This window comes from Cerasicoccus frondis (assembly GCA_031296915.1).
In the GTDB taxonomy this organism is placed as follows: domain Bacteria; phylum Verrucomicrobiota; class Verrucomicrobiia; order Opitutales; family Cerasicoccaceae; genus Cerasicoccus; species Cerasicoccus frondis.
This window is the reverse complement of the sequence record JAVDPC010000005.1, coordinates 121,404-139,741: the sequence shown is the minus strand read 5'-3', so window position 1 is coordinate 139,741 and position 18,338 is coordinate 121,404. Positions and strand designations below refer to the sequence as shown.

The window sequence follows — 18,338 nt, the reverse complement described above, 5'->3', positions numbered from 1 at the left end:
ACGGAAAGGAAATCATTGATATGAACGCAAGTTCCAATGCCTATCAAAAGGCTCCGAAGCCGGTGGTTGATTTTGTCTGGTATGAAGGCACCGATGCACTCAAGAAGGGTGAAGCGGTTTGTTTTAATACCGACTATGGCACCGCAACCGCCGTCGATGGTCGCCGCGCCCAGCGCGTTGAGCGTCCCTCGACCTCCAACAACAACGCCTTCGCTGGCGTTGCCGCTCGTGACTACTCGGCGCAAACGGGTGGTCAGCTCATCGAAATCTACATTCCGGGTAGCCGTGGTGTTGAAGTCGCTCTTGGCGCCGATGTGGTCATTGGTGTGGGCATGTTGACCTTCACGGTTGGAAGCTCGACCGAGGCAGGTCGATTCGTCAAAGCGGGTTTCCCTGGTCGCGGCTCCATTGTCCCGCGCCAGACTGTTTCTGCTGTGCTGGAAGCAAGCATGGCGGGCGGCTGGTCGCTGGCCACTGACGGCGTAACGCTGACGGTCTCGGATACTACGGGCATTTCTGCGGGTGATACCGTGGTTCTGCTTGGTGGAGAGGACGAAGGTGATAGCAAGGCCATCGTGCCCGGCAAATACACCGTTTCCTCGATCACCAGTGGCACTGTGCTCGTGCTCTCCAGTTCGGCAGTTGGCGATGAGCCTGCTGCTGCCTTGACCTGCACTGGCTATGCCTATACGGGTAATCCGACCTGTCAGGCCGATTTGCTGGAAGGCCCCGAATCAGGTGGCGTTCAGTTCATCAGCCTGCCGAACGCTGGTGGAGACAACCAAGCCTACATTACGGGTGGCATCACCTACGTATGCGGAGGTTTGACGCTCGCGGCTGACGCAGAGTGCGAACTGGCCGATGGCGCCAGCTATGGTGAGCGCAAGGGATTCGTCCTTTTGGGCGCTTTAACGACCAGTGATTTCGTGGTTGATCTGGTGACGGCTGGCCTCCAGTTGGACGGCTCGGCCCTTGCTGAAGTCAACGCGATTGATGCTGCCGCGGATGCGGTGTTCCTTGAGTGGCAGGGCATCTGGCGAACGATTGGCCTGATTGGCGGAGCCACACAGGCTTAACCCGATAAATCAGATACTACACAAATGCCGGGGGCGATTTTTATTTGCCTCCGGCATTTTTATATTGTAAATAATTGTCGATTCGTAAATCTATTTATCATGTCGTCTAAATCTTCAACCAAACCTGAACCCAAGCCACAACCGGAAACACGCCTTGATGAAAACGCCATCAATGTTTACCGGCACCTCGGCTATACTGGGGAGCGATTGCCCGACTCACTGGTCAAGACACACCGAGAGTTCATGCAGCGCAAAAGTCGCCTGGCTCCGTCCCGTCCTACCGCAGGGGAGTTTGTTATGATCTCCATGCTTGCGGATATGGCAGACGGTCAGTTCACCCTTAGCGAAGGCGAGTAAGATATGACTGTCTCTGCCTGGAAAATCACCTGCTCAGACGGCACAGAGATGCACGTCTGCAATCGTGGTTCTCCAAGCGAGTCGGAGGCACGCAAGATCGCCAATAGTCGCATCAAGAAACGTGGACTTGGTTCCAAAATAAAGGATGTGGAATACGCCCCCATTAAATTCGATTAACCATGAGTGAGTCCGCGTTATCGATTACATTTGTTGACCTCCAAAAAGAAGTGGGGGCATTCCTGGGCTACGGGGTGGATGATGGAGATTGGACTTCCGCACAAGTCGCTGAGCTTGATCGCTACATTCAATCAGGAATTCGACAGTTCTATTACCCGCCCGAGGTTAATCATGAGTGGTCATTCTTGAAACCAACAACAACGTTGGACACCACGGCGGAACAGGCGATTGACGATCTTCCAGATAACTTTGGATTCATTGCTGGAAACTTTTATTTTGAGCCCAACGTAACCCGACGCCCAGTGGTGATTGTGAGTGAGGCTCGCATTTATGCCCTGGGGCAGCTCAACACTGATTCTGGCCCTCCGCAATATGCCTGCATTCGTCGTAAGGCCGAGGCAGATGGTTCCGATGGGCAGCGCTTTGAAGTGGTTTGGTATCCAACGCCAGATAAAGCTTACACGCTTACTTATACTTATGAAGCATACAATGGCAAGCTGACCACTGATAAGCCCTACCCATTGGGAGGCATGAAGTTCTCAGAGCTGATTGTTGAGTCATGTCTATCGGTCGCCGAGCAACGGGCTAATGACGAAGTGGGTATTCATACGACTGCCTTTAAACGACTTCTAGCTTCCGCCATCAGCCAAGATCAGCGTCAAGGCGCTCGAAACTATGGTCACATGGGGGGAAGCATCGATTTTAACGAACCCTGCCGAATGAGAAGCGGAGAGGTTACTTACAAAGGGTCAACTTGGTAATGAGCGACTTGGAAATAATCAAACGAGATGTGAGTGAATTGCGCCACACTGTTTACGGCAATGGATCACCTGGCATCAAAACCCGTGTGGAGCGTATTGAGACCCGCTTGGATACCGGGATTAAAATTCTGTGGGGGCTTCTGATCTTAGCTGTCCCATCCGCACTCACTATCGTGGGGATGGGACTTTCGTTCTTTATTAAATAGTATCATGAAAACAAAAATTCTAATTGGCCTAAGTGTGGGCCTCGCCGCCCTCGCTGTAGGGTGTGCTCAGCAGGGGAGGACCATCGATTGGACCAACCCTACTGCTCCTCAGACGGGAGGTGCTTCAACCTCTACCCACTTCACTCTTCAAACCAATGAAGGTCGTGTGACCGACTTTACCAAACCATGAGTCCTTTTCTATCTCCTGAGATTCTAGCTGGAGCTTTCTCAACACTTTTTGGAGCAGCCATAACTATGTGGGGCAACAGCCTCAAGGATCGTCATGAGTTGGACATGGCTCATGCAAACCAGCACAAGGCGACGGTCGAAGCCACTCAAGCTGCTAGAAACTACGAAGCTAAGTGGAATGGTTTCTATTGGGTTCGTAGTGCTATCGCCTTGATCGTAATTTGTGCTTACTTCCTTTGGCCAATGCTCCCCGTAATTATCGCGGCTTTCAAGGGGCTGCCAGTGCAGATCGCTGTTGGTTACTACGACACAGTTGGAGCAACCTGGCCTTGGCAAGTCAGTATGGAGCAAATCCATTGGATCAAGGTCGGCAGCTCTGATCCAAATGCCGTTGTGTCTGTTTTGGACCCGGTTCGGAACATCGCGATGATTTCTATCATTGGTTTCTACTTTAGTAACCAGGCTGCGCGACGAGCGTAAAAATGATCTCCACTAACAACTATCAATAATCATGAAAAAGCTAATCATTATTGTATCAACTGCGATGGGGCTATTTGCTGCATCCATTCACGCGGATTCGACTATTGAGTCTTGTCCTGCCGAGCAAGCATCTACGCTTGATTCGACTCTCGATAATTGGACTGAACCTCAGTTGGGTGTTGATTATCTTATCGTTGAAAACTTGGACAGCTTCGAAGTCCAATACAACACGGGGATCAATGGTTTGGATTCCGAGGCCAAAGATTTTGTGTCCCGCCCAATTGGTGTTCCCGACCGTGAATCCATAAACCGAACGGTTGCGACCTATGCTTCTGAATTTGGGGAGAACTGGCGATGTTGGCCTAAGGCAGCATACATCGAAGTGGCCTCGATGATATACGTCTACCTGCATCATCCCAATGGTGTTGAGCATCACGCAATGAGGTAACGCCTATTGCTCAATTTCTCCTCCCCACTGGCAAGCAGATGCTGCCAGTGGGAAATAATGTTAATTAAGAGATTTACGAAAATGAGAACTGTCAACTTACACACTTCCGATGGAGTGATTACCCGCGCACCTGGCGTTGGCATCTTGGACGCCTATGGCGCCACGGTCCCAGCTGATGGCTCGGAGGGCTATGCGACTGGCTGCATCTTCCGCCACACTGACGGCGGAGACGGTACGGCGCTCTACGTCAACGAAGGCTCTAAAACGAGCTGCGACTTTAACGCGATCACGGTAGCTTAATCGAAGTGCGGACGGCTGAAAAAACGCTTTCGTTTCCGTTTGGCGGTGTTGCTCGAAAGGGGGCATACCGCAAACAGACTCGCCCCTATTCAAGCCCCGGCGCCACGAATGTCCGGGGATATGGGCTGTTGGAGTCTCGGGAACGTGGTGGCAGTCGTCCGGGCTTGGTTGAACTCGATACCGTATCAACCGCCAACGAGGCAGTCTGGCAATGGCCCAACGGAGAAGCGATCCAATGGCCCAATGGCGAAGATATGACCTATGCATTGTCTTCACCTGAATTGACATTGCCAAGTGGGACAAAGGTGGTTCGACATGACGCCGAAATCACTGCCATCTCTGGGATTGGGACCGCTCCGACTGGCTACACAGTGAGTTGCATTTACCGTGATCGACTTATCTTGGTTCAGGGCAATTTGTGGTGGGCATCTCGCATGGGAGATCACTCTGACTGGAGTATTGCGGATGATATGGATGATGCGGCCCGAGCTGTCGCAGGCGCGGTCGGACTGGCGGGTAATGGCAGCGAACCCATCATCGCAGCCATCCCGTTTCGTGATGCTGCTTTGGTTTTCGCTACCCGCAATTCACTGTGGGTGCTCAAGGGCGATCCGGCTACGGGAAGTATGGATGAGCTTTCAGGTGAGGTGGGCATAACTTCGCCATTTGGCTGGGCTTTAAATGACCATGAGGGATTGCTCATATTCCTAAGCAATGACGGTGTCTATTATGGTGGGCCTACGAGTAAGCCTAAGCGATTCAGCGAAGATCGCCTACCGGATTCACTTCGCAATATTGACCCAGAGTCTAATACAATAACGATGGCCTATGACCCAACAGGGCGTGGCTATCACTTGTTCATTACGCCTGAAACCGGAACCGGTAGCCATTACTGGCTGGAGGTCGATGAAGACACACGCGCCATCTGGCCGGTTTCTTTCGCGGACGGCGGACATCAGCCAATTGCAACGGGACGCATTAAGCATGACGGACTACAAGAGGTCGCCGTTCTTGGTCGTGATGATACTTGGCGCAAGTTCAGCGAGTCGGCCAGTGATGATGACGGCGAGGATTTGACCAGTCGGGTGATCATCGGCCCCTTCCGTCTTGCTTCGGGCGATGCTAAGAACGCCATGCTCGCCGAGATGCATGGCATGCTGGCGGATAATTCAGGTGATGTTATCTGGTCAATTGCGGTGGGAGAAACCGCAGAAGAGGCAACGGATAACGCGGTAGCCAACACAGTTGTCGCAACAGGCACATGGAGCGAACTGCGTAACCGAGTTGTGCGACCCCGAGTGCGTGGGGCATGGGCTGCGGTTATTTTAGAATCAACGAATCAATGGGCGTTTGAGGCAATTGCTATCACAGCCCGGCAACTTGGGAGAATTCGATAATGTCACTACAGATCGATAACAGCGATAATGATGCAAGCGTAACTGGGGCGGAGTTAATCCCGGTATCAGATAGTGGATCGCCCAAGCATGTAACCATTACCCAGGTCAGGAATTTCACCATTGATGAGATCGAGGCTATCACTGCGGCGCTTGCCGTGTCTGGCGCCGACAGTGTGTTCATTATGCAAGGCGGATCCCTTAAGCCTGTTGATATCGATCTGGTGGCTCAGCACGCTATCGATACCGTTTGGGGAAAGACCGCCGAAACTGATCCTGACAGTGCGGATGTTATTCCACTCAAAGACGGCGGAACCACGGAAAAGACCATTACGCTGGCTTACCTGGCGACTTACGTTAAGGGCGCCATAGAAGCAGCTATTTTGGACATCTCCGATTTAGATGCGGTTGCTTCTCTTAATGACACAGACGAGCTACTTGTCACCCAAGGAACGACCGCGAAGAAGGTAGATTTCTCTGAAATCATCAGCTCGATTTATGAGAGTTTGGCGACCCACGTAACGGGCAAGGACGCAGTCACGACTCCAACTGACTCAGACGTGTTCTATGTCATTCAAGGCGGTGCTGCTAAAAAGATCACGTTGGAGCAAATTGCGGATCATATTGAAGGCGGAATTGGCGGAACGGGCACTGCGGACGCACTTGCTCAGTGGGTGGATGAGGACACTTTGAAAGCTGGTCCAGCGATTGCAGAGTCGTTTGATGCTGGGTCGAACTCTGCCATACCAACGACCAAAGCAGTCCGTGATGAGATGGACGTTCTTATCGATGATTCCACGGACATCGGTGCAGCGTTAGACGACGCCGATGAGCTATTGGTGTATGACAATAGCGCCGACTCCCAGAGGAAGAGCGCTCTAACTCGCGTTTGGACCTACATCACTACGAAGCTTGCCGCAGTCACAGACATTTCAACCTACGGCTGGTTTGTCGATGAGGATGACATGTCCTCAGATGACGCCACCAAGGCTCCCAGTCAGCAGAGTGTCAAAGCATATGTCGATGCGAATTCTGGTTGGGATGGTGATGCTTCTGATATTGATTTGGATGGCGCCACAGACATTGGTGCAGCTTTGGCAGACGCGGACTTGATATTGGTAGATGATGGAGCCAGCGGAACGAATCGTAAAAGCGCATTGTCCCGAGTTTGGACCTATGTCTTAGGGAAGATTTCAAGTAATGGACTTGATGCGACTGTAGTTGATCTGGACGGGGCTACAGACATCGGCGCCGATCTAGAAGATTCGGACTTAATCTTAGTTGATGATGGCGCCGGAGGAACGAACCGGAAAAGTGCTTTATCTCGCATTTGGACTTACATTCTCGCCAAGATAACAGCCGTTACGGACGTTTCCGGTTACTCGTTTGTTTTGGATGAAGATACACTGTCCTCAGATGACGCTACCAAGGTTCCCACTCAACAGAGCGTGAAAGCTTACGTTGATGCGGTGGCCGGTGTGTTGAATAACTTCACGGCCACGTCTGATCCGACAGCAGGGGATGACTCTGGAGACGGATACTCAGTCGGATCACTCTGGGTGAATACGACTTCGGATACAGGGTTTGTTTGTCTGGATAATTCCGCTAGTGCAGCAATATGGCAGTCTATCACCGAATCGGCAGCGGGTTGGGATGGCGACATTACTGATACTGACATTGCTGGGGGGACAGACATTGGAGCTGATCTGGAGGATGGCGACTTAATTGTAGTGGACGACGGCGCTGGAGGCACTATCCGCAAGTCGGCCATGAGTCGCGTGAAGACTTACTCCAATAAGCTCAACACCGCTTCTTACTCCGCAAACCAGACGCTTACGGTAGCCGAATGCAATGGCTATGTTATCTATGTGACCGCTGCTTGCACGATTACGCTTCCTGCCATCGCATCAGGTATGAGTGTAACGGTCATCACGATAGGCGACGTAGAAGTGAGCATCGATCCCAATGCCTCCGATTTGATAATGTTGGATGGGACTGCATTGGATGATGGCGATAAAATCACGAATGGAAGCGCGTCAGGGGACATTGCAGTTTTGACATACTACACCGGCGATGGATGGCATGCCGCCACTAATGGATGGACTGACGGAGGCGCATAAAATGATACACCATTTTTTAGCATCGGTGGCACGGAAAAAGGCAAGTGGAGGCGGGGAACCCGTGACCGCAAAGTCTGTGGTGTTCGATATTGCGGATAGCTGGGGCGCATCCCCTGTCCAGGTAAGAGCTATTGAATTTTGGTATCAAGGATCTCGGATCGATCTACTTGAGGCCGACTTTACAGCTTATGCTACTTCAAAAATTTCCACAAATGGCTGGTACAACCCCGAGCACGCATTTGACACTTCGAAAACTAAAACTGGAGGTTGGAACACTTCCGATTCTCCTGAGTGGGCAGCAAATTCTACATCAACAAACCAGCGTTTGATTGTTGTTTTTGATATCGCGCAGACTTTTGACGAAATCGTAATTAATAATTCTCATCTTATCGGTGGCTCCACAACTCGTGGTGCCAGAAACGTCAAGATAACCTACTCCCCTGATTCTATATATGACACTACTTACGACGCTTCAGTGAGCAATGGCGTAGAGTTAAATAATACTGAGTGGCCGGAGCACATTGCCTCTGATTCAGCCGACGATCAAACCGTGTGGGAGGGTATTAGCACTGGCCTCTTGGCTACCGGGGGAACCATTACTTCCTATGAGGATGGAGGAGTTACTTATAACGTGCATACCTTTACATCAAGTGGGACTTTCAATGTGCTTTCAGGTGAAGGTGATATTGATTACCTAATTGTCGGCGGTGGTGGCGGCGGCGGCGGTGGTGGTGGCTCATATGCGTCTGGCGGCGGCGGCGGTGGTGGCGGCTTTGTAGAAGGTAGCACTAGTGTAATTGCAACATCCTATTCAATTGTCGTTGGTTCAGGGGGCGCTGCGAACACTGCCGGAGATGATTCAAGTGCATTTGGGGATACCGCAGTTGGTGGTGGTTATGGTGGTAATTCTACAAATCCAACGGGAGGCGACGGTGGATCAGGCGGCGGCGGATTTGTTACCGATTATGACGGTATAGACTATACTGGAGGGGCGGGAACGTCTAGCCAAGGTTATGATGGCGGAGCTGGATGGCAGCGAGATGGAAGTAGTTCTAACCTTGACCAATCTTATGCGGGGGGCGGCGGTGGTGCTGGAGAGGCAGGTTCCAATGGTAATACGTATGGTTCTCTTGGTGGGGATGGGCTGTCGTCATCTATCACAGGCACCGAAGTCTATTACGCAGGTGGCGGTGGGGGCGCACGTTACAACAGGGCAGGAACCGCGTCACAATCATCAGGAGGCGCAGGCGGCGGCGGCAATGGAAACGGACAATCTGCCAGTGATACGCCCTATGTAGGGACAGATGGTCGTGGTGGTGGTGGTGGTGGAAACCGAGGCGGAAACACCGGCTACGCGGGTGGCTCTGGAGTGGTGATAATTCGATACGCAACCTAGAGAAAGATATGGATAAAATTAACCCATCAGAACATATTACGGAAAATGATCCGGTCAGTCAGGCCGCGCACTTGGCGTCGAACTGGTATGAGACAGAATACCTTACGGTTGACGATGATAGCCAGATGGGCTGGCTCCAGGCGCAAGGGTGGGAAATCTACAAGACCTACCAGACCGGAAGCGGTGAAGCTTATCGCTGGGGCTTGAAGCGGCGGACTATCAAAGGGGAAAAAATCCTTAATGATTTGCTGGCTGATTTTACCTCGGCTTACAACGAAGGTCGGACCCTGAATGATCAGCGTTACGATGACATTGTATCGATCCATGCGGCGATCACCGACAAGACCCAGGACAGCCTCATTGCTCTGGAAGCTGAGGGCACTGATTACGACGCCTTGGTTGATTCATTGGTTGCCGGTATTGAGGCAGACTTCACAACGCATAGCACGGACATTGGCGGAGACCTGGATGACTATGGCGATAGTCAGCGCACGAGGATCAACACACAGTTCAATGCTAAGGTGTCACAGGCTCGCAGTAGCCTAGTTTCTCGGGGCATGTTCAACTCGACCTTATGGAACTCCGTAGAGTCGGGAATTGAGCGTGAGCGGGCTGTCGCACTCACTGACCTTGAGGATAAGATTCTTCTGACTCAGACCAACCTCAAAGAACGTCTCTACGCTGCGAAGTCTACCATGCGTTCCAAAGTGCTTGCTGCCCGAGACCGGATGTATGGTAGCTCTCATTCGCATGGGCTTGCCCGCGAAGAACTGCGCACTCGCGTCATTCAGGCTCTTACGAATTTCATGGAACGTAGAACCGACTCTTACCCCGACCTGGCCAGCATTGCTCAAATCGCATCAGAGCTGGGCGCAGGAACCGTTCAAGGATCGCAACCCTAATGAGATCACGCCTAAAAAAGAATCGTCCCTTTGGGATGCCCAACACTCCGTTCGATCCGCGAACGGGAAAGTATCTGACTCTAGGGCCGGATAACGGTGAGTCGCTTCTGGTTTCCGTGGGCGCCAAGCAGTCGGATTCGACAGGACTTCTTTATACCTGTTATGTGGTGAACGAATCAGGTGCGGTGACGACGAGCACCGTAGATGTCTATCACTTGACAACTAATATCGAAGGAGAATTGGCAATTGGATCTCTTACAATTGCTCACCGAATAGATGGGAAATGGTGGATGCAGGTTGGAGACTCAACATCTGGAGATGTTCGATTTGGAGTGGTCCATGAGGACACGTCCTCGTCTTCGGAAGTTTATTATGTTGATGTCTATGGTTCTGATTTTGAAAGCCTTTATGAAGACCCCATATCTCAGGGGGTTATAGCCGTTCATGATGATGGTAATTACCATTATGGAAAAGGTGAATTGATAGCCTTGGCTTCAAGAAACGGAGAATACATCGTTCAAAAACTTCATTCATCATCTTTAAAGAATGACATCCCTAGTGGAGCGGTTGGAGTTGCTATTCGCGGAATTCAACTTAGCTCACAATTTCATCCACTAGGCCCATTCATAGATTACGTGGATTTCTTAAGCCATGGAATCGATGCTTTTAGTAGTCAAAAACTCCTAGAGGTTTCAATAGGAGAAGGGGCTGTTCTTGAAATCCAGGGGTCCGCTAATTATCAGGTTATGTCTTTCCCAAATCTGAATAATGAACTCAGTGGCGTCTTTGGATATTACTCAGATTTAATCGAAAGTTCGGACCTGTTGAAGCACCCCGATCATGAGGGTTTCGATGATGGGTTTGGCGATTTTGGTCCTATTTATCCATCTCTTGGAGGAAGTATTCGTTACTGCTATTTTGTTACCGGGCATCTACCTGGAGTTGATGTGTATTATTGGAATGACCGAAATAATTGGAACCTAACCAAACCAGATTTATCTGATTAATGAAACTATGGCAATCGAAGTAAAATCAGGAATGCGACCAGGGGCCGTGGTGACGGCGGCTCATGCCTCGGGCCAGGGACGCGCTCGTAGCCGGATTGGGCAACAGCAGCAAGTGACCGAAGCAAATCGTCGCTCCCAGGCGCGCGCTCATGAGTTATCTCAGGCTCGTGATGAAGCTAGTTTTGACCGGCAACTATATATGGGCGACATTAGTCATCAGCGCAGTCTTGATCGCATCGCTCACAATGCCGATGTGCAGACCCAGCTTGCGGATGAAGCGCAGGATCGTCGGCACGAAGACTATACCTACGAGCTTACTGAAAGTCAGCGAGCTAAGATCAATCAGCTTGAGGAATCCTACGAGAATGCTGTTACGTCGGGTAACTATACGCCCGAAGAACTGGCCGACATTCGCAATCAGATAGATGCTGAGCAGTCGGGGATTCAGCCGGTGCGCCGCGCCAAAGAACCAACACTGGAGCTTGGTGGTCGAAAGGTTGGCGAGATTTTTTCCCAAGGAGGATTTCTTTACACTCCTGAACCGGATGGAAAGGGGGGCGTGGCCTTCAAGAAGCTTGGCGAGGATCGCGATTACATCACCAACAAGGATCGCCTGGAGGCCAACAAGCTTGCCCGTGATATGTTGACTCGGGAGGAAGTTGTTCAAGGTAGCGCCGAAAACGGATTCAAGGAATCTACGCGCAAAATTATGCCCACACAGCGGGAAGTTATGGCATTAGCAAACGAGTTACTTGGCAATACGCCTCAAAGTCCACAGCAAGATCCACAATCCGAAGAATCTAATGAGTTGGGGTATTGGGGCGATGACCCCTATCGGTGGGCGATTGCTGAACCGGAATTGGCCGCAAAATTAATAGCTAAGAAGTCACCTTCGCGTAAGGACTTTGAAGCGGCTGGGCTTCCTCGGATGTCGGCTAAAGAGCGACAGGAATACGCGGATAAGGTTCGTGAAGTTAGCGGAGCGAGACAGGCGCCCGATGGGAACTGGTATGTCGAGCGAGATGGAAAATATTACTTAGTGCAGCAATGAAATTAGTTGAAGTAGATTACAATCCCTTTGATCCAAAGACTTCCCAGGCTTCGCGATTGGTGCCGGTGAATCGTGATCCTTTTGCCAGCCCGACAGGTGGTGTTGTAGGCGACGTTGTGCAGGAGGCTGCATTGGGCGGTAGTGGCGCTGCGTGGTCGGCTGCTGAGGGCGCAGCGGGATTCGTTGAGGAGGGCGCCCGTGCTCCTAAGACTCGTAACATTGGGCAAGAACTCCGTGAGTTAGGTCGTAGCCCAACAAGTGAGATTCGTTTTCTACAAAATCAGTTATCGAAACCCTTGGGACGTGAATTCTCTGAGTACGAGCGAACCCAAGCATATCAGCACAATCAAGAGTTCTTCAAGGAGCTGGGATTTGATAGTTTGCATGATTTTAATGGCGCTCGACCGATCCAAGCGGAGGCAGCAATGAGAATGCTCTATGAGCGCCGACTTAAAGGTGCGGCTTCTGATCCGGAGCGTCAACGTATTCATCGCGAAGTGACGGAAGCAAATCCAACTCAGGGTATGGTCGAAGTGGCAGGTGCATTCCGCGAAACCGCTGGCGAGTTTAAGGAATACAACGAACAGTATTATACTGATCGAATCGACTCTGAGTTTCACCAAAGCATGACCGGCAAGGTGGTTAACGGAATTGGTCAGTTGGGGTTCTATATTCCGGCGGGTATGACTGGCGCGGGTGGCATTGGTGCAATGGGCGCCAGTAGTTACCAAGAGGCTGTTGACGATTACTTTGACGCAATGGGAATCGACAAGACCAAGGCGACCGAAGATCAACGGCGAGCTGCGGCAACGGTGGGAATCACCTATGCCATGCCTGCGATGGCCTTGGAGCGTGCCGGTCTTGGTCCAGTGTTGAGTCGTGTATTCAAGGGCTCGGCTGGAAAGCTTACGATGCGTGAAGCGATCAAGCGCCTGGGACTGGCCAGCGCCGAGGGCTTTCTCGCAGAAGGCACTACGGAGGCTAGCCAGCAAATCCTACTCAACACTATTTCTAAGCTCTCCGAGTATGACCCGGATCGCGAGATCACCGAAGGCGCCTTGGAATCTTTTATAGTAGGAGGTCTGGTGGGCCAAGTTGGCACAGTCTCTACACAGACCGTCAACGAGGTTCAACAGCTTGCCGAACATCGGCTAACCAAGGGAAACAATGACAACACTCTTAACGAACGACAAGGAACTGATGATAGTAACCCTGACGCCGGAAAGACCGAGTCCGAGAGTTCAGGCAGTACAGATGGCACTACCAATGCATCTGGGGAAAAGACCGTGGTTAATAACGGACCTACTGGGAGAGCTGGCGACTCAAATACTGGGGAGGAACTAAACAGCAATCACGAGGCGCAGGATACTGGATCAGCAAAAGCCGAAAGTGATCCACAGACTGATTCATCTTCCACGAACGATTCACAAACTGACACTCTGGAATCCCTAATGGAACTGGGAAAGCCCGAACTGGTCGAGCGGGCAAAGTCGATGGGCATGAAAGTTGGCGGACTCAAAAAGGAGACCATCGTTAAGCGAATTCTGGACTCAGGGGATGAAGCCCGAAGGGCGAAAGAGGACGCAATGAATGGCTATGATTCCAGTTTGCCTACGCCCCGAGTCACCAACCAGGGAAAGAAAGCGCATTTCACCCCGCGTCCCAGCACTCATGGCCTGAAAAATCGTGATGGCAAATTAGCAGAAGCTATTGGTGGAAAGTGGTCAGGTGGAAAGTATGTGATGTCAAAGACTCAGGGGGAAGTCCTGTCTCGTGCGCTTGAAGAAAATTGGAACGCCGAAATGACAGTCGCAGAAGGTGTAGCGAATCGAGGCAAGTTGATCGACCGCGATGGAAATAAGCTTACCTACCCAGAGGCTAAGAAGGTTTTACTGAACAATCCAAAACCTGCGTCTGAAGCGAGTGAATCCGATTCCGATGTTCATTATGGATCGTCAGCATTTGGGACCGCTTCTGCTTTTCCAAATAATACTCCCGACTGGGTGAAGAAAGGTGGAGAAACCAGAGAAGGTCGGAATCTGTTGGTAAAGTTCTCCAAGGACCGAGACGGCGCAAAGGTGGGTCCTGGTGATGTTGTGTCATACCTTAATAAGTTGATCCGGGTGCAAATGCGTCGTAGCACTTCGCAGACATCTAAAAAGCACCCAGCAAATTATCGTCAGCGTGGACACCTAGCAATGACCCGCGATGAATCTGGAGAGTTAAATTATCATGAAGCGGGTCATGGTCTGGAATATCTGATACGTTCAAAGGAAGATAAGTTTTTCAAGGCGCACAAAAGTGAGTTAATGGGACTTGTCACCCGCCATGGCTCCCGAGCCAGTGCTAAGAATACTCACGAGGGTATTGCGGAATGGTTGCGACTACGAGTGGTCAATCCCTCGTCGGTTGAAAGTATGGCCGTAACTCAGGCCATCGACAGTATGTTGGAAAAGAACTTTCCAGGGATTGCCCAAGGTATCCGTGATGCTACCCGGCTTCAAGCCGCGCAATTCTCCCGTAGTCGCACTGCACAATGGCGCTCAGCAAACCTAGCTCCCAAGTCCAGTGCCATTACTTCCAGTGACTTCCTTACGGGGAAAATCCCTGCATGGTTTTCGGAGGCAGCACCGCTTCGAACGATTGAACGCAGGCTGTTTCGGGTGGTCCGTAGAAATGCCCAGATAGAAGGCAGGTCCCGCGAAGAAGCACTCGACCTGGCCCGCCAAGCATCGAAGCCAGGTCAGACCCTACAAGCGATCTATAATAGCATTCTAGGCATAACCAGTGATGTGAGGCAGGCGCTTGAAGGGACAGAGGCAGGTCGAAAGGGTATCCGTATTAAGCCTCGGGGTGGAGACTATATCACAGTTACCGATAAGACATTCCGTGAGATTGTGGATAACGTCGGGGCTAAGCATTGGAAGTTGTTTGAAGAAGCTGGTTGGGCTCGAACCGTTTTGGAACGCTTGAAGCATGGGCAGCGTGATTACCCCGGTAGAGAGGCAGGAATTTCGACGCAGGACTTGCGTGAAATCGTTTCTGACGCGGAACAGGCGATGGGAAAGACCGAGTTTAATGAACGCTACAAAGATGTTGAGCGGTGGTTCAATGACCTGTTGGCCGTAGAGTTTCTGGGCGGACTGAAGTCGCAGGATGAAATGCTCAAGATTTCGTTAGCCTACCGAGATTATTGGCCGCTCCCTCGCATCATGGAGGATCGTGGGATTACCGGCGGTCCTACCGCTCGGGCGGACATTGAGAGTAGTATCAAATCGGCACACGGTAGCGCCCTGCCTATTCAAAATTTGGTGGACGTTGCCGAGGATCGCGCTCGGGCTGCTTTCCGCGCTTTCTACTGGAACGATCTGGCAAATGTTTTGGTGGGAAAGATGAGTGAATTGTCCAAAGACAAAGACCTGCCATTTGATGCTCGGGCTGCTGCTGGTCGCATCGCAGTTCCACTTCGGATGAAAACAACGGTCGCGGCCACCATCAGCGAGGAAGAGGTGAACAAGCTGATTGTCACTGCTATCCGGGAGCAACGTGCTGCCGATGAAGGGGTTGATGTCAGTGAAATAGAATTCAACGAGGATGATCTGGTTGTGTCGATGGGACCGCAACAGCTATGGCGCCCAACGCGCCCCAATGATGTCCAAGTGCTGGGCTATTTGGAGAATGGTCAGCGCAAGTTTGTGCAGCTCAACTCGCCGGAGTTGTTTCAGCTATTCATGGGCCGTCGAACTCTGGGCTCGGACTCTAATCTGAAAGAGGTCTATAGGGTGGTTTCTCACTATTCCAAACTGTTTCAACAGGCGATCACGGAGAGCTTGCCCTTTGCGGTGCGCAACCCCCCGCGTGACGTTTTCAGTAGCATGATTTTTGGAAAGGATAAGTTCGGTTGGATCCCTGGCGCAGTTCAGTTCCGGGGCATGGTCGAGAAGTTCCAAAAGAAGCATCCGCAGATTCAGGATGACGGCTTACTGCTTTCTCGATTGGAGCCCTCACATAGTGAGCTAGTGCGCGAACTAACACAGAGCCCGATAGTAAAATTCTTCTCGGATAACCTATATCGCAGTCATCATCCTGATCCCCGCATACGTGGTTTTCTTAATTTCGTGGTGAATGTTCCGTCGGTCATGCTCTATAAGCCGATTGAAGTCTTAAATGTTATTACTGGTGGACGCGCTCTTGCTCGCTTGGGTGAAACGGTGACACGCGAGGGGGCTGCGGCTCAGGCAAAGGATAGTGGGGCAACCGACTCTGAGGCAAAGCTTCGCTATTGGCAGAGTGCCGGGCAGTTCAACGAGCGTGGGAATTGGTTTGTCAGCGGAGTGTCTGGCTTGATCCCCTTTGCGAATCCGATGGTTCAGAGCGTCCGTCAGCAGGCAGAGTTGCTTTCCCATCCTGATCCGGCTGTCCGCAATCAGGCGTGGCTTAAAATGCCTTGGATCACTGCGCAATTTACCGCTGCCGCCATCGTCACCTACCTGATGATGGATGACGATGACCGGGCAGAGGAAAAGGAGCGATCCTTGGGACTGCGCATGAGTAGCTACGGGGTTGGACCTTTTCGTCTCTCATTCCCCTATGGACTGGAGGGAGCTGCTGCGTCGATGGCGTACAATGCGGTGATGGATGATTTGCTAGAACGTGATCCTGGGGATGATACAAAGCGCCGCAAGATGCTGATCGAGCGTGTTGTAAGCTATGGCGACCTTTTGGACCTCAACAACCTCAAGGGGCCGTTTATGGCGGCTTTGGGTGAGGCTGAGGCTAATTACAATCCGTTCTACGAATCCGAGATTGTTCCTCCGTGGTTGGCGACTCTGCCCAATCAAGAGCAAGTCCGTGATGACACTCCTCGACTATATCGTGAGATGGGGCGGATGTTCGACTTGAGCCCCATTAAAATTGAGTATGTTGTTCGTGAGGGTATTGCCCGGCAGGCAGATGAAGTGATTCAGGTGATTGACCGCATTGAGCAAGGGAAGCCAATCAGTACTCAAAAAGCAGAATGGCCCATAGTTGGCCAGTTGTTCTACAAAGACCCGATAGGTTGGAGTTCAGCGAGCGTTCAAAGCGTCGATGAGATAGACAACCAACTGGAAAGCATAGAGAGGAGACTCGACTCTGCGGGCGTGCGTATTGCGGCGCTTGATAGTGGAGTCCCAACCGATGAATTAAGTAAGGATGCCCGGCAACTTCGCGTCCAATTGGATCAATTGTCGCATTTGGCAGAAGCGGAGAATGACATTGCTAGCCTAGGCCGACGTAAACGGAAGTTAGTCAAAGCCCGCGAGCGTTCGGACATTTCGCCAGTGCAGATCGCCCAACTGGATGATCAGATTAAGCAACTGGAATCAATGCAGGTTGTCGTTGCTCAGCGGGCGCTCTTAGGGGATCAGGATTACCGTCAGCGAATCCGAGAAATGATGGATGAGATGAACGATATCGAGCGGGGGCTTTGAATTTCAGCTTTGAAAATATCTTTGAGTTTTCTGCTGATATAGCATTTACAAAAAATTGCCTCCTAAGACTTCGCCGGATTTTGCATCAACAAATATTATTAAACTAGAAGTTGCAGAGGTTCCATATTGTAGATCGCCTTCTTCCTGACCTCGGGAAGCTGCTTTAGTGTGAAATTCCAAAATCCAACACAATCGACTTCTGTCTGGAAGTTCCTTCCTTATCCAAATTGCTCTCTCAGAATCATTCAACCAGTTCGGAACGATAATTTTTAGGTCTATTCCAGTTAGTTCATTCGTCGTATACTTACCCGGGTTAGAATTTTTAAAATATGGCGAATTCAAGAATGAAGGGATTGAATTTGCGCCTGCTAGCAAAGCTTCATCTCGACTGATGTCTACTTTTAGCTCTAGTGGATGGGGAGCAAAATGTTTTAATCCAAAAAGTAATAGGCCGTGCTCCTCGCTGAAGGCTATTAATAGCCCTTCCTCTATGGCTCTATTGGGCTCGTAGTATTCATACCCTTCAAAGTAGTGTGAGTATCTTAACTCCCAGCAATTGTGAAAATATTTACTGTAGTTAATTGACGATAATTCATAGCCATTTGGAATGTGTAAGTCGTATTTTTTAAGCAACTCCAAAGCATTCTTTGAAACATCGCCTATTGAGATGCTGCTGGCAACATCTGGAGAGCTCTCCAAATACTTATTTAGGCTTTTATTGAATACCTGATAGATGATTCCGGTATCTCTCCCAAAAATGCATTGTGTCATCTCATTGTTATAAGTGACAATGTTTGTGATCCTTGATAACTGAAATTCCTCTTCGATATGTAAGGTTCCAGGTTTTTCATTTTTTTTGTATGAAGAAGAGTTCGATCTAATGACAGAGTCTATGTGATTGAATCTCTCTATATAGTCGACGTTATTGGAGCTATTTGCTCTGGCTATAGGGCTCGAAAATAAAACGAGCACTATTATTGTTAAACAAAAATTGTCCATAAAG

Annotated in this window: 15 protein-coding genes; 14 read left to right on the top strand and 1 reads right to left on the bottom strand. The window is 50.7% G+C overall.

Annotated features, from left to right (window positions below; translation table 11 throughout):
- Positions 1-20 precede the first annotated feature (20 nt).
- The 14 genes from RBB63_RS05715 (at position 21) to RBB63_RS05650 (ending at position 17,335) form a co-directional block, all read left to right on the top strand.
- On the top strand, positions 21-1,076 hold the full coding sequence (locus tag RBB63_RS05715) for a hypothetical protein (protein ID WP_309381991.1): 1,056 nt from the start codon (positions 21-23) through the stop codon (positions 1,074-1,076).
- Positions 1,077-1,175: 99 nt separating this feature from the next.
- On the top strand, positions 1,176-1,433 hold the full coding sequence (locus tag RBB63_RS05710; protein ID WP_309381989.1) for a hypothetical protein: 258 nt from the start codon (positions 1,176-1,178) through the stop codon (positions 1,431-1,433).
- Between the two features lie 179 nt (positions 1,434-1,612).
- Positions 1,613-2,371: a phage adaptor protein gene (locus RBB63_RS05705; protein ID WP_309381987.1), complete on the top strand. Its 759-nt coding sequence runs from the start codon at positions 1,613-1,615 to the stop codon at positions 2,369-2,371.
- Positions 2,371-2,577, top strand: a complete 207-nt coding sequence (locus tag RBB63_RS05700; protein ID WP_309381984.1) for a hypothetical protein — start codon at positions 2,371-2,373, stop codon at positions 2,575-2,577. Before RBB63_RS05705 ends, RBB63_RS05700 begins: the two co-directional genes overlap by 1 nt.
- Before the next feature lie 186 nt (positions 2,578-2,763).
- Positions 2,764-3,246, top strand: a complete 483-nt coding sequence (locus tag RBB63_RS05695; RefSeq protein ID WP_309381982.1) for a hypothetical protein — start codon at positions 2,764-2,766, stop codon at positions 3,244-3,246.
- A gap of 31 nt (positions 3,247-3,277) precedes the next feature.
- Positions 3,278-3,694, top strand: coding sequence for a hypothetical protein (locus RBB63_RS05690; RefSeq protein WP_309381980.1), 417 nt, complete (start codon positions 3,278-3,280; stop codon positions 3,692-3,694).
- An 81-nt stretch (positions 3,695-3,775) separates the two neighbouring features.
- Positions 3,776-3,994 (top strand): hypothetical protein, encoded by a 219-nt coding sequence (locus RBB63_RS05685; RefSeq protein WP_309381978.1) that lies wholly within the window; start codon positions 3,776-3,778, stop codon positions 3,992-3,994.
- Between the two features lie 5 nt (positions 3,995-3,999).
- Entirely contained in the window at positions 4,000-5,391 is a 1,392-nt protein-coding gene (locus tag RBB63_RS05680) for a hypothetical protein (protein ID WP_309381975.1), read from the top strand.
- On the top strand, positions 5,391-7,508 hold the full coding sequence (locus RBB63_RS05675; protein WP_309381973.1) for a hypothetical protein: 2,118 nt from the start codon (positions 5,391-5,393) through the stop codon (positions 7,506-7,508). The genes RBB63_RS05680 and RBB63_RS05675 overlap by 1 nt, the downstream gene beginning before the upstream one ends.
- Positions 7,462-8,904 carry a glycine-rich domain-containing protein gene (locus tag RBB63_RS05670; protein WP_309381971.1) on the top strand — a complete coding sequence of 481 codons (1,443 nt, stop codon included), beginning with the start codon at positions 7,462-7,464 and terminating at the stop codon, positions 8,902-8,904. The genes RBB63_RS05675 and RBB63_RS05670 overlap by 47 nt, the downstream gene beginning before the upstream one ends.
- An 8-nt stretch (positions 8,905-8,912) precedes the next feature.
- Positions 8,913-9,806 carry a hypothetical protein gene (locus RBB63_RS05665; protein ID WP_309381969.1) on the top strand — a complete coding sequence of 298 codons (894 nt, stop codon included), beginning with the start codon at positions 8,913-8,915 and terminating at the stop codon, positions 9,804-9,806.
- Positions 9,806-10,813: a hypothetical protein gene (locus tag RBB63_RS05660; RefSeq protein WP_309381967.1), complete on the top strand. Its 1,008-nt coding sequence runs from the start codon at positions 9,806-9,808 to the stop codon at positions 10,811-10,813. The genes RBB63_RS05665 and RBB63_RS05660 overlap by 1 nt, the downstream gene beginning before the upstream one ends.
- A 7-nt stretch (positions 10,814-10,820) precedes the next feature.
- Complete coding sequence (locus RBB63_RS05655; RefSeq protein WP_309381965.1) at positions 10,821-11,864, top strand: hypothetical protein; 1,044 nt, start codon at positions 10,821-10,823, stop codon at positions 11,862-11,864.
- Positions 11,861-17,335, top strand: a complete 5,475-nt coding sequence (locus RBB63_RS05650) for an LPD38 domain-containing protein (protein WP_309381963.1) — start codon at positions 11,861-11,863, stop codon at positions 17,333-17,335. Before RBB63_RS05655 ends, RBB63_RS05650 begins: the two co-directional genes overlap by 4 nt.
- Before the next feature lie 45 nt (positions 17,336-17,380).
- Here the strand turns inward: RBB63_RS05650 and RBB63_RS05645 are convergent, their stop codons facing one another.
- Positions 17,381-18,334 carry a hypothetical protein gene (locus RBB63_RS05645; RefSeq protein ID WP_309381961.1) on the bottom strand — a complete coding sequence of 318 codons (954 nt, stop codon included), beginning with the start codon at positions 18,332-18,334 and terminating at the stop codon, positions 17,381-17,383.
- Between the last annotated feature and the right edge of the window lie 4 nt (positions 18,335-18,338).

Bases quoted from the DNA above. Each gene is read 5' to 3' on its own strand.
- RBB63_RS05660 (WP_309381967.1), top strand. From the start codon at position 9,806: ATGAGATCACGCCTAAAAAAGAATCGTCCCTTTGGGATGCCCAACACT.
- RBB63_RS05700 (WP_309381984.1), top strand. From the start codon at position 2,371: ATGAGCGACTTGGAAATAATCAAACGAGATGTGAGTGAATTGCGCCAC.
- RBB63_RS05710 (WP_309381989.1), top strand. From the start codon at position 1,176: ATGTCGTCTAAATCTTCAACCAAACCTGAACCCAAGCCACAACCGGAA.
- RBB63_RS05650 (WP_309381963.1), top strand. From the start codon at position 11,861: ATGAAATTAGTTGAAGTAGATTACAATCCCTTTGATCCAAAGACTTCC.
- RBB63_RS05665 (WP_309381969.1), top strand. From the start codon at position 8,913: ATGGATAAAATTAACCCATCAGAACATATTACGGAAAATGATCCGGTC.
- RBB63_RS05715 (WP_309381991.1), top strand. From the start codon at position 21: ATGAACGCAAGTTCCAATGCCTATCAAAAGGCTCCGAAGCCGGTGGTT.
- RBB63_RS05695 (WP_309381982.1), top strand. From the start codon at position 2,764: ATGAGTCCTTTTCTATCTCCTGAGATTCTAGCTGGAGCTTTCTCAACA.
- RBB63_RS05655 (WP_309381965.1), top strand. From the start codon at position 10,821: ATGGCAATCGAAGTAAAATCAGGAATGCGACCAGGGGCCGTGGTGACG.
- RBB63_RS05690 (WP_309381980.1), top strand. From the start codon at position 3,278: ATGAAAAAGCTAATCATTATTGTATCAACTGCGATGGGGCTATTTGCT.
- RBB63_RS05705 (WP_309381987.1), top strand. From the start codon at position 1,613: ATGAGTGAGTCCGCGTTATCGATTACATTTGTTGACCTCCAAAAAGAA.
- RBB63_RS05675 (WP_309381973.1), top strand. From the start codon at position 5,391: ATGTCACTACAGATCGATAACAGCGATAATGATGCAAGCGTAACTGGG.
- RBB63_RS05670 (WP_309381971.1), top strand. From the start codon at position 7,462: ATGGATGGCATGCCGCCACTAATGGATGGACTGACGGAGGCGCATAAA.
- RBB63_RS05645 (WP_309381961.1), bottom strand. From the start codon at position 18,334: ATGGACAATTTTTGTTTAACAATAATAGTGCTCGTTTTATTTTCGAGC.
- RBB63_RS05685 (WP_309381978.1), top strand. From the start codon at position 3,776: ATGAGAACTGTCAACTTACACACTTCCGATGGAGTGATTACCCGCGCA.